A 12,404-nucleotide genomic window follows, 5' to 3' on the forward strand; every position below is an offset into this window, starting at 1 on the left:
AAAATGCATACCAGGTCATCAATAGCTAAAATGGAGTAACTGGTATGCATCTCTTTTATTAAATTCCACCCCGGAAACTATCAACCCTAATTCTAAACATCATCTATCCCTGCGGCGGGCCTCACCCCACCCTCAAAATGTATCTTAACCCAAACACTAATGAACATTTACATCATGAAGCATCTCTTTAAGGCATTCCTATATTCACTGGTATGCGGTTTTTTCCTTATCTCCTGTCAGAAAGATCAGGTACGTGAGCAATCAAAAAACGGAATCACCAATGAGGTGATCGGACAGATCAAAGCCCTGGGCTTTAGTACAAATGACGTAAGACGCGTAGACAACGGTTACGTAGTAGAAGGCGATATTTTCCTGTCGGATAAATCGCTGACAGCAAATAACAATGGCAGAAACCTTGTCATTGCAAAATCAGAACAGTATAAAACCTGGAACATCATCGCTGCTTCCGGACACAGAGTCATCACTGTTTCAGTGACCAATCTGCCTGCAGCGTATACAACGGCTACAGATGAAGCCATTGCGCGTTACAACGCACTGGGCCTGCGCATCTCTTTCCAGCGTGTAGCCAGTGGTGGTGAAATCGACATTATCAATGCAAACCTGGGTTCAGGCGTACTGGGACAGTCCGCCGGTTTCCCTGATGCAGCTGGTAATCCGCCAAGCCCTATCAAACTGAATGCGTCTTATATCGGCAGCACCCCTAATCAGGGATGGATGGCGACTATCATCGCGCATGAAATCGGTCATACGATCGGTTTCCGTCACACGGACTACTTCAACCGTGCTTACAGTTGCGGTATTGGTGGTAATGAAGGCGAGGCCGGCGTAGGAGCTGATCATATTCCTGGTACGCCCACAGCAGCAGATCCTAACAGCTTTATGCTGGCTTGTATCGGTACGGGCGTAAATCGTCCTTTCAATGCAAATGACGTAGTAGCACTTACCTATCTGTATGGCGGCAATGTCGGTACGAATCCGATTCCTGATGGTATTTACAAAATCACCAGCGCTGCCAGCGGAAAAGTACTGGATGTTGAAGCAGGTTCTATTGCCAACAATGGCGCTATCATTCAACAATGGGATTGGCTGAACGGCGATAACCAGAAATGGGCATTTAATTATCTGGGCAGCGGATATTACCGTATCACCAGTGTAGCCAGCGGAAAAGTGCTGGACGTTGACGCAAATACGATCGGTAACAACGGCGCTGTCGTGCAACAATGGGACTGGCTGAGCGGCAATAACCAGCAATGGATCGTACGCCCTGAAACCGGCGGTAGTTTTGCCATTGTGAGCAAAGCCAGCGGAAAAGTACTGGACGTTGACGCCAATGTAATCGGCTCTAACGGCGCCAGAGCACAACAATGGGATTGGCTGAACGGCGCTAATCAGCGTTGGTTCATACAGGCTCCCTGATTATTTTTCCAAATAAGCGGTGGTGAGGCCCGCTTTTCCGCGATTAAAAATAGTATGTCTGTCAGGTGAATATCTTATTCCGCTTTAAGGCTCTTTATAGGGTTCGTAAACGCCGCTTTCAAAGACTCATAGCTAACAGTCAGCCAGGCAATCATCAGCGCAGCTAATGGCCCTAAAATGAATATCAGCCAGTTCACCTCGATGTGATAGGCAAAATTCTCCAGCCAGCGGTCAATGGCCAGTAAAGCAAGCGGTATAGCAATCACGATAGCGATCAGTATCAGCCGGGTGAAACCGGTTGACAGCAGGTAAACGATGTTGGAGGCAGAAGCACCCATTACTTTCCTGATACCAATTTCCCGGGCCCGTTGCTGTGCCAGGAAAGCGGATAATCCATACAGTCCCAGACAGGAGATAAATACTGCCAGTACGGCAAATAAGTTGAAGATATTTCCCATCTGCTGTTCTCCCTGATAGAGATTCGCCAGGTCCTGATCCAGGAAATTGTAAGTAAAGGGATAAGCAGGATTGAGTTCACGGCTGATCTTCTCCAATGCTTTTATCGTTGCTTCTGTAGTACCGCTCTTTGCCCTGATCACGGCAAAACCGCCCCATCTGTTCGGGCACAGTACCAGGGGTTCAATACTTTGCTGGATGGGTTTAAAGTTAAAGTCCTTCACTACCCCGATGATCATTCCTTTCACACCATCAAAATACAGGGACTTTCCAACTGCATTGTCCACCGTCATACCCATGACCTGCACTGCTTTCTCATTGACCACGAAGCTGCTGGAATCTGCCCGGTAGGCAGTCGAGAATCCTCTACCGTTCAGGATCTGCATATGAAAAACGTCAAAGAAGTGTTCGTCTACATCCATAGAAGGAATCACGACCTGCGACTCCGGATCCCTTCCCTCCCATTGTACATTCAGGGAACCGGTCGTAAGGTTAATGGGTAATTCCGAAGTAATGGTATAATCGGCTGTAAGTGCATTTTGTTTTAATGCGGAACCAAGTAATTCCGATCTGCCGGCCACAGCACCATTCATAGGCATGTATAAGAGGTTTTCTTTCTCAAAACCCATATTCCTGCTTTTGATGTATTGCAGCTGCTGGTACACGACAACAGTCCCTATCAGCAGTACAATGGAAACAACAAACTGTGTTACTACCAATCCGTTGCGGAAGAACAGATTCCCTCCGGAGGAAGTCAGGTTACCTTTCAGCACTTTTACCGGCTGGAAACCGGACAGGAACAATGCGGGATAACTGCCTGATACTACCCCGGTAGCAAGGGCGATTCCTAACAGCGTCAATACCAGTTTAATATCCAGGAGTTGTAATGATAAATTCTTTTCAGCCAGGAAATTGAATAGCGGTAGGGTACACCATACCATCACAATGGCCACCATTAAAGAGAAGAAGGAGATCAGCAGCGACTCTGCCATGAACTGACGGATCAGTTGTACCCTGACTGCGCCAATGGCTTTTCTTAATCCTACTTCTTTTGCCCTGCGGGCAGATCTGGCGGTAGCCAGGTTCATAAAATTGATACAGGCTACAATCAGGATGACGATGGCTACGATGAAAAATATATGCACGTACTGGATGTTACCGTGTCCAGGCAGGTCAACCTGGAAGTTGGAATGCAGGTGAATGTCTGTGATGGGTTGCAGCCGAAATTCTGCTTTCATACCCATTACGGCATGTTGACGGAAGATTTCGTTCATCTGCTTGTTGAACTTTGCCAATGCGGCTTCAGTCGGCACGAAGCTTTTATCCAGTTGTATGTAGCTATAGAAATTGAAGTTCCTCCAGGTATTCGTTTTCAGGTCTTCCGCATTGCCGGTATTGGCAGCGATCGGCAGGATAAAATCGAATTGCAGGTGAGAATTGGCAGGCACATTTGCCAGTACGCCGGTAACCGTCAGGGTCTTACCATTGTCTTGTTTCAGGGTTTGTCCGACGGCCTCCTTTTCACCGAAATACTTTTTTGCCATATTCTCTGTGAGCAGCACGCCGTCGATACGCTGTAAGGCGCTTTTCGGATCTCCTTTTAATAGCGGGAAGGAAAATACTTCCAGGAAAGCGGGATCTGCATAGAAAATCCTTTTTTCTTCAAACTTATTGTCACCGGCTTCAAAGAGATGTGTATCCTGGTGACTCAGGCGCACATAATTCTTCACCTGGGGCATTTCGGCCTGTAATCCGGCTGGCATACCCGCACAATTCACGGCCGCTTTGTAACCACTGGCATCTACGACGATACGATAGATTTGTCCGGCGTTTTTATGGAAGCGGTCATAACTGCGTTCATGCTGTACCCATAAAAGGATCAGAATACTGGCGGCCATCCCTACAGCGAGGCCGGATATATTGATGGCATTATACGCTTTGTGACGTGTAATGTTCCTAAAAGCGATTTTCAGATAGTTCTTTAGCATGGGCGGATTTATCAGATGCTTAGTTGCTTCAAAAAGACAGCCATTCTATAAATATGTGAAATTCATATACCTACGAATTGTAACAATTACATTACTGTCCGTATTTGAAACTGACACTGTCCACTTTTGAGCGTTTATGCATTGTTCGGGTAGCTCATTCGCTTTAAAAGCCGCAGGTGTGAGCGGATGCCTCCCCAGTAACTTGTCTGATTAGGAGTGATATGATTGACCAGCAGGATATTATATAAAATCCTGTTCAGTTGAGGGTAGTGAACGTGGTGTATATGCGGAAACAAATGATGTGCGATATGGTTATTAAAACCACCCAGGATAAAGTTGGCCGTTTCACTGAAGGGGTGCATATCATTGGAACTTCTGATCTGGTTCATGATCCAGCTTGTATTAATGTAGCCATTTTCATCGGTAGTCGGATAAGCGGTTGCTTCTACATGGTGTGTCATGAAGAAGGTAAACAGCAGGAACAGCGACTGCGACAGATGCATCAACAGAAATCCTGCTAATACAACATACCCCCTTTGCTGGGAAAATAGCAGGGGCAGGATAAGAATGACAGATATATAGAAAATCTTCTGCAACCAAAATGACAAATGATAGCGGAATCCTTTACGGGCTTCGTATTCATCCTTCGAATACAGGATCACAAAGTCTTTGATAAATACCCAGAAAAGAGAATAGGTCGTATAGGCCAATGGGGCGTAAATATGCTGATACTGATGGAACCAGTAATGTTTGCTGTCAGGGATCACACGGATCAGCTTAGAGATCCTGAGATCTGAGTCATAATCCTCCACGTTTGGTGCATAGTGATGGGAATTAACATGCCGCTGTTTCCAGGCTTCTGCATGTGCACCAACGATGGCATAGATAAAGATGAAACAAAGATGATTGAGCTTTTTATTGTTGAAAACGGTGTTGTGCGAGAAGTCGTGTGAAAAATTGAAGGCAAAGAGTAAAGAGAGAAAGCCGTATAAGATGAAGCAGGTGATAAACACAGCCGGCGATTCCACCGTATACAGTAAACTATACAAGAAGACAGACAGCGAGCAATAACAGATAAACTTTGTGAATATCTTCCAGAAAGTCTTTCGTTTATCGATAACAAGCTGCTCCTCTACCTGGCGGTAAATGGATTGCAACAATTCGCTGTCCTTTGCGATACGTAAATGTTTATCTCTCAAAAGGTATCGGATTAATTGTCTGATGGGCGCCCATTGCCTTTAAAAAGCGGAAGTGTGAGGCAAGGGCTTTATGGTATGGCATCTCCATATAGGTCAGACCATGTTTTTCCGCCAATTCACGGAAAACAGGTAAAATATCCAGGTAGTGTACATGGCAGATATTGGGCAATAAATGATGCAGTGCATGTGCGTTGAAACCACCTAATGTCCAGTTAAAAAAAACGCTGTTGGCATTGTAATCAACCGAAGTGGACATCTGCAATTTAGGCCAGCTCATATCGAGTTTATTGTTCCTGTCCGGTACGGGGTGCGATACAAAATCAGACAAATGAGATACCCCTAATACGCCTACAAAGATCACGGAGACCATAAAGTGATTCAGTAAAAAAGCCAGCAGTACGGTCTTCAGTCCGAAAGGTAATAAGACAGCCGGCAGTACGACCATATAACCGATATACAGGAGCTTATAAATGATCAGTTTTACTACTTCATTCCTTGGAATTTCTACCTTAATCGTGCGACTTGAATAATTCAGCAACATGAGTGTTTCCCGAAAGAAGAACCAGTTCAGCGAGTAAAGCAGGTAGAGGAACGGCGCATAAATAAACTGGTAGCGATGATACCATTTCAGTTCCTGGCTTTCCGTCATTCTGAAAAGCGGATTATTCAGCACGTCAATATCACTGCCTTCTACATTGGTATAAAGGTGATGTGATTCATTGTGGTTCTTTCCCCAGACATATGCATTATTTCCCTGGAGGTTGAAACTGACTGAGAACAATAGCTTATTCCAACGTTTACTTCTTACAGCAACACCATGTGCCGCATCGTGGGATACGTTAAAGGCGGTCATCAGGACGGCGAGTCCCATCAGCATATAAAATGTATAAAAACCAACAGGCGTCGTACTGGTAATCATTAACACATAAAACAACAGATCGAGGCTGAAATAGAGTATGATCTTAAAGATCATCTTGTTATTACCCGTCCTATGCATCCCCTGTTCAGCGAAATATTGTTCTATTCTTTCATTCAATTCTTTGTAGAATTCTGAGCCTTCGTCTTTTATGAATTTTAATTTATTCATTTCCCGAAAGTTGTGGGCTAAAAACTGTTAATGTTGCATTACCAATATACAGATAATTTCTTATATAGAACAGTCGCTCCGTTCATAACGACGGGAAGCGCCCATTAGAAGGGCATTATACCGTCATTATGCCGTTACCGCTACGTTCGTGAACGGACAAATGACGGCGTAATGACGGTATTATATGGAGATAATACGAAGAAAATATAAAGGCTTGTAAAAGCGTAAGCTGGTTATTCGTAGACGGTGTTAATCTGGAACTGCAGGTAGATCTGTACGCCGTTTTTACTATCGATGTTCAGCACCGCATCCAGCTGTGCGCTCAGTACTTTGATCAGTTCAAAGCCCAGAGAACCGCCTGTAGCGATATCAAAACCGGCTGGTAATCCGGCGCCATTATCTTTCACTGCAAAAGAGATCATTTCATCTTCGACGTGTAAAGTAATCTCAACCAGTCCGTGTTGTGTACCCGGGAAGGCATATTTGAAGATATTCGTAATTGCTTCATTCAAAATCAATCCCAAAGGTACTGCAATAGCCGCATCCAGTAATACGGCATCTACATCGAGGTGAAAACGTATACGTTCACCGGAACTGAAACTATCTTTCAGGTATTCCAGCATTTCACAGATATAAGCTTTGATATTGATCTGTCCTTCTTCTTCTCCCTGATATAGTTTCTGGTGAATCATAGAGATCGACTTCAGGCGGTACTGGCTGTCGTTGATAGCACGGATAGCGGCTTCATTATGCAGGTATTTGCTTTGGGTATTCAGTAAACTCATGGTGAGCTGTAAGTTATTCTTTACCCGATGATGGATTTCTTTGATAAGAAATTCCTTTTCGCGTAAGAGTTTACTTTTCTCGCCGATCATCTTCTCAAGAGAACTATAGGCATGACGGATTTCTTCCTGCTGCTTTTGCAGCATCGCGTTGGTTTTTATTTTGTTCCTGTATCTGTTGTACAATAAAAGCAATAAGAGCAGTAATACGATACAACCGGCCATGATCACCTTACGGACCAGTGTTTCTTTATTGATGATTTCCCGCTGTAAACTACTCTGCTTTCTGAGTAGCTGGTTGTCTCTTTCCTTGGCGCCCAGGTCAAACTTTGCCTGCATTTCTTCTGCCTGTTTCAGCTTTTCTATGGTGAAAGCGGAATCTGTCAGTTTATTGTATTGCTGCAAATGTTTTACTGCGGATAACAGATTCCCTGCAGCGGAATCTATTCTGAATCTCAGCAATGAAAGGTTCCTGCTCGTTTTCAAGTCCCAATGCTTAACAGGATTTTTCAATATACGCTGCAGATAGATCTCCGCTTTTTTGTGTCGGTGCGTTTCGATATAAAACTGACTGATCTTCATCAGGTCACGATTTATATCATCTCCCTCTCCGATAAGGTCAGCATATTTCAGGTAATATTGCTCTGCCCTCGTATAGTCTTTCAGGGCCAGGTAACAGTCTGCAATAGAAAAAGCCAGGTCTACTTTCTGATGTTCTTCCAAAGGTGGTTGTCTTTTGTTGGTCAGCAATAAATAGCCAAGTGCCTCATTCACCTTATTATCTTTGATCAGCTGTTCGGTGAGTTCCCCCAACACATGATAGGTTAAAGCCGAGTAAGGATTATTCAGCTGGTTGAGCAATGATTTCTTGAGAAATTCCTGGTATTTTGCATAGTTCTTCGCACCCTGGTAGGCGGCGGCAAGACGCCAGTAGAAAAGTCCTAATATTTGAACATCGCCTGCTTTTTCTGCACTACTAATGGCGGCCATGGCATTTTCCTGTGCCCGGGCAAAATCACCTTTCCATTGGTACACTGCTGAAAGCAGGTCATACGTGTAATAGATTCTATCATAGTGCAGCGCCTGATACATTTGCAGTACCTGTAACAGTTCTTTTTCCGCCAGTTCGTATTCTCCCTTGCCGAAATGGAAATCTGCAAATTCCTTCAGCACCTCAGCTTCTTTCAGACGGTCCTGTAAATTGCTGTAGACGGCTAATGCTTCTTTCAAGGCTGGCAGTGAGATGCTATCTTCCGGATCGCTTTTGGCCATTTCCAGTAACAAGGTTCCCAATTGTTCCTTATAACCTGCCTTCCGGCAAAAGTCAATTGCTTTGCGGAGATGCTGCCGTGCTTTGTCCAGTTGTCCTGTATTATAATACAGATATCCCCAGGACAAAGCGATATCGCTTCTCAGGTTATTCAGTTGCTGACTGGAAATAATGAGTTCCGCTTCTTTATAAAATTGCGTTGCCGTATCAATATCCCCTTTTACGCTACCTGCCTTGTCTTCCCAACGTTGCCCCAGGGCGATCAGTACTCTCGCCTTTACGGAATCCTCTGGTTGCGTATTACGCAGACGAAGCAATTCTGCTGTACCCAACCGGTAGAAATCTGTCACCTTCATCCGCCGCAGATCTTGTGCCTTTAATGGGAAGCTGGCAAGCAGCAGCAGGATCACCTGACAGATGACCATCATTCGTTTACGAAACATTGTAAGGAGGGTGTTAATTGTCCTTTTCACGTTTAAAAGTAGAAAAAAAAGGTGTTGGGTGCAACATTCGTAAGTACTACGAAGTAAGATGGCTTAAAATTTGTTGCCTCATAGTATCTTAAAACTGTAGTTGCCCCGGATATTAACCTTTTACACCTTACTGAATCCACTAAGACACTTGTTTCATTAATCACCCTTTATCATGTCATGATGAGAACTTTACTATTGCTCACACTATTACTATGTCTCACTGTTAATGCCAGCGCTACACACAAACCCGTTCGTTGGTCGGTACAAGCCTGTTCGCTTATCGTCAACTGTGGAAAAAATGCCCTGCTGACGGCCAGGGTGACTGCTCCGGAACCACGGTACACGATCAGCTGGAGTACCGGACAGCGGTCGCCGGTTATACAGGTAGGGCGTAACGGCCGGTATATCGTTACCTTAAAAGATCATCAAGGCATTATACGTGCCAGGGACACGATCAATTTATTACTGAAAAAACCGTTCGAAGCGAGTATCAGACTGCATTCCGGTGCTACCGTTGATACGCTGGTTGCTTATCCTCAGAATGGTCGTCTCACCAGGTATACATATCAATGGTACAGGAATGATACGCTGGTTAAAAAGGGATCTTCTCCACGTTATGTAGCACCGCTTGCCGGCATGTATAAAGTCGCGGTAACGGGCATTACTGGTTGCAGGGATGTCTCGGATACCCTGACTTACCGGGTGTCTGCACCACTCTCTGTAGATTACACGTATAAAACGGCATCCTGCAGTGAGCAGGAATTAGCATTTACGCCGGTTGTTACTACGACGGATAGTATTGTCAGTTACCTGTGGAATTTTGGTGATCAGAGCCAGGTTTCGATACCTAATCCTGTACATGGATTCGCCCCGGGTAGTTATACTGTTTCCCTGACGGTGACTTCCCTCGCCGGACAGACGGGGACTGTCAGTAAAGAGATTGTGATACCACCAGTGACACCGTGGGAAGTTAGTATCCTTCAGCATCCGAATGCCTGTGGAGATGCTGTAGAACTACAGGTGGTCACCTCACCGCAAGCCCGATACTTTGAGTGGAATGGTTTGCCTGACCGGGATCGTATTACGGTTACCAGATCCGGCAGATATGTGGTGCAGGTATATGATAGTTGTACAGTATTAAGAGGTACGGCGACGGTCGATGTTACTGTGCAGACAGCTTTTGTTGCCGAGATACGCATTATTCCCGGGGTAAATAGTGGTGATACACTGGTTGCGGCAGTTGCAGGGGGTGCAGCTTTCCCGACGGGTATCCCTCCAGCGGGGTATTACTTTACCTGGTACCTGAATGGAACGCCGATCGGAGGACCAGAGCCCTGGATCACCGACCTGGTATCCGGGCAGTATACCGTGTTGATTGAAACCCAGAGCGGTTGTTCTTCTTTGTCTGCGCCGTTTGGTTATATTTCCGGTACTGCGTTGCGGTTAAAGGCTGGTAATATTCCGTCAGCAGATAGCGGTAAGGTCAGTGCGTTCCCGAATCCTTCATTAGGGCAGTTTAATCTACGGTTTGATAAACCTTTGGAGAAGAGGGTTATCATACAGGTGTATGATATGCAGGGACGGGTTATGTATACGCGGACGACGCAGCAACAGCAGCAGTTGATTGATATTTCAGGGTTGCCGAAAGGGCAGTATTTTATAAATATAATTGGGGATGGTGAGCGGAAGACGCTAACGCTGTTATTGCAGTGATTAACCGGTTTTTGTTTATGTGGCAGCGGCTTCGGGATTACCGGGGCCGCTGTTGTTTTGTGTGTTAGACAGGGGATACGCTGCGGTTTCAGATGGTGTCGCGGACTAGGGCCCGTTAAGGTCATGGATGGTGCTGTTGTTCCGGCCTGGGGACTGGGGGTAGATTGGGCGTTAGCGGGATGCAGGGGACGGGCTAAGGTCCGCTTTACCATCTGAAAGCCTGCGCTGTATTCTGTTGTCTATTCGGGCTTTTGGGGTGGTGATGATAATAGACAGGGGGATACGCTACGGTTTCAGATGATGTCGCGGACTAGGGCCCGTTAAGGTCAGGAATGGTGCTGTTGTTCCGGCCTGGGGACTTGGGGGTAGATTGGGCGGTAGCGGGATGCAGGGGACGGGCTAAGGTCCGCTTTACCATCTGAAAGCCTGCGCTGTATTCTGTTATCTATTCGGGCTTTTGGGGTGGTGGAGGTAAGAGACGTGTGTAATTTAATGCATGATTGTTTGTTGCTTTGAGTTGACTTGGGGGATGGTGGTGGAGATTGTGCAGGTATTGGGTTTTGGAAGGTAGAGATAAAAGGTTTTGACAGGGGGAGTTATTCGGGTTTCAAAACGTCCATTTCGGGAGTTAATTCGTCCACCAGGCGGCATGGCGCTTCTGCTGTAGTTGTGGTCAATCTACATTTGTGTCATCATCAACTTTTTTAAACTAAAACGATGAAAAAGAGTAAAATTATCATGGTGGCTGCGATGCTGGTAAGCGTCGCTACGATGGAAGCGAAAACGAGTCATGCACAAACTGTAGCAACAACGAATAGGGTATCTGCTGAGAGTATCCGACCTTTTAAAGTACATGTTGAACAACAGGAATTAGATGATCTTATACGGAGGGTGAAGGCGACGAAATTTCCGGATAAAGAAACGGTAGGTGATATTTCAGAGGGGGTGCCGTTAAATACCTTGCAGGCGCTGGCGAAGTATTGGGGTAACGGTTATGACTGGCGTAAGGCGGAAGCAAAACTGAATGCCTTTCCACAATTTATGACGACGATCGATGGTGTTGACATTCATTTTATTCATGTACGTTCGAAAGAGAAGAATGCATTACCAATAATATTGACACACGGATGGCCGGGTTCTATCTTTGAGTTTCTGAAAGTAATAGATCCGCTGACTAATCCGACTGCTTATGGCGGAAAACCAACAGATGCTTTTGATGTAATTATACCTTCTATGCCGGGTTACGGTTTCTCCGGTAAACCTACTGCTACTGGCTGGGGACCTGAGCGTATTGCAAGTGCCTGGATCACTTTAATGGATCGTCTGGGTTACAAGAAATATGTAGCGCAAGGTGGAGACTGGGGCGCGATTATCACTGATCAGATGGCATTACAGGCGCCAAAAGCTCTGATCGGTATACATACGAATATGCCAGGTGCTGTTCCTGCGGATATTGATAAAGCAACACATGCTGGTACACCTGCTCCGGCCGGACTCTCGGCAGATGAACAGAAAGCTTATGGTCAGCTGACATTCCTGTACAATCATGTTTATTATGCGTATTACATGCATTCCCGTCCGCAGTCGCTGGCTGGTTTAGCGGATTCTCCTACCGGATTGGCAGCATTCCTCCTGGATCATGATGCGCGTAGTCTGGAGCTGATTTCCCGTGTTTTCGAAGGAAAGAAGGAAGGGCTGACAAAGGATGATGTACTGGACAATATCTCTCTTTACTGGCTGACAAATACCGGTGTTTCTGCGGCACGTCTGTACAAGGAAAATAACCTTGATTATTTTAGTCCGAAGGGTGTGAAGATTCCGGTTGCGGTGAGTGCATTCCCTGATGAACTGTATCAGGCGCCAAAGAAATGGGCGGAACAAGCTTATTCAAACCTGATCTATTATAACAGACCTAATGCAGGCGGACACTTTGCTGCATGGGAACAACCGAAGCTATTCAGTGAAGAACTGCGTGCATCTTTTCAATCTTTAAGATAAC

General features: G+C 45.5%; 7 protein-coding genes. 3 read left to right on the forward strand and 4 right to left on the reverse strand.

Features of this window, described 5'->3' with window-relative positions; all coding sequences use genetic code 11:
- Positions 1–159: 159 nt before the first annotated feature.
- Positions 160–1,437, forward strand: a complete 1,278-nt coding sequence (locus CPIN_RS39085; RefSeq protein WP_012793264.1) for a M57 family metalloprotease — start codon at positions 160–162, stop codon at positions 1,435–1,437.
- 74 nt (positions 1,438–1,511) lie between these two features.
- Here the strand turns inward: CPIN_RS39085 and CPIN_RS28090 are convergent, their stop codons facing one another.
- From CPIN_RS28090 to CPIN_RS28105, 4 genes are all read right to left on the reverse strand, one after another.
- Positions 1,512–3,881, reverse strand: a complete 2,370-nt coding sequence (locus CPIN_RS28090) for an ABC transporter permease (RefSeq protein WP_012793265.1) — start codon at positions 3,879–3,881, stop codon at positions 1,512–1,514.
- A gap of 134 nt (positions 3,882–4,015) precedes the next feature.
- Entirely contained in the window at positions 4,016–5,080 is a 1,065-nt protein-coding gene (locus CPIN_RS28095; protein ID WP_012793266.1) for a fatty acid desaturase family protein, read from the reverse strand.
- Positions 5,070–6,167: a fatty acid desaturase family protein gene (locus tag CPIN_RS28100; RefSeq protein ID WP_012793267.1), complete on the reverse strand. Its 1,098-nt coding sequence runs from the start codon at positions 6,165–6,167 to the stop codon at positions 5,070–5,072. Before CPIN_RS28100 ends, CPIN_RS28095 begins: the two co-directional genes overlap by 11 nt.
- 233 nt (positions 6,168–6,400) lie before the next feature.
- Positions 6,401–8,662: a tetratricopeptide repeat-containing sensor histidine kinase gene (locus CPIN_RS28105; protein WP_083781162.1), complete on the reverse strand. Its 2,262-nt coding sequence runs from the start codon at positions 8,660–8,662 to the stop codon at positions 6,401–6,403.
- A gap of 207 nt (positions 8,663–8,869) precedes the next feature.
- Here CPIN_RS28105 and CPIN_RS28110 point away from each other — a divergent pair, with 207 nt between their 5' ends.
- Complete coding sequence (locus tag CPIN_RS28110) at positions 8,870–10,405, forward strand: T9SS type A sorting domain-containing protein (protein ID WP_012793269.1); 1,536 nt, start codon at positions 8,870–8,872, stop codon at positions 10,403–10,405.
- Between the two features lie 717 nt (positions 10,406–11,122).
- Entirely contained in the window at positions 11,123–12,403 is a 1,281-nt protein-coding gene (locus CPIN_RS28115) for an epoxide hydrolase family protein (RefSeq protein ID WP_012793270.1), read from the forward strand.
- Position 12,404 lies beyond the last annotated feature (1 nt).

This window comes from Chitinophaga pinensis DSM 2588 (genome assembly GCF_000024005.1).
Lineage (GTDB): Bacteria > Bacteroidota > Bacteroidia > Chitinophagales > Chitinophagaceae > Chitinophaga > Chitinophaga pinensis.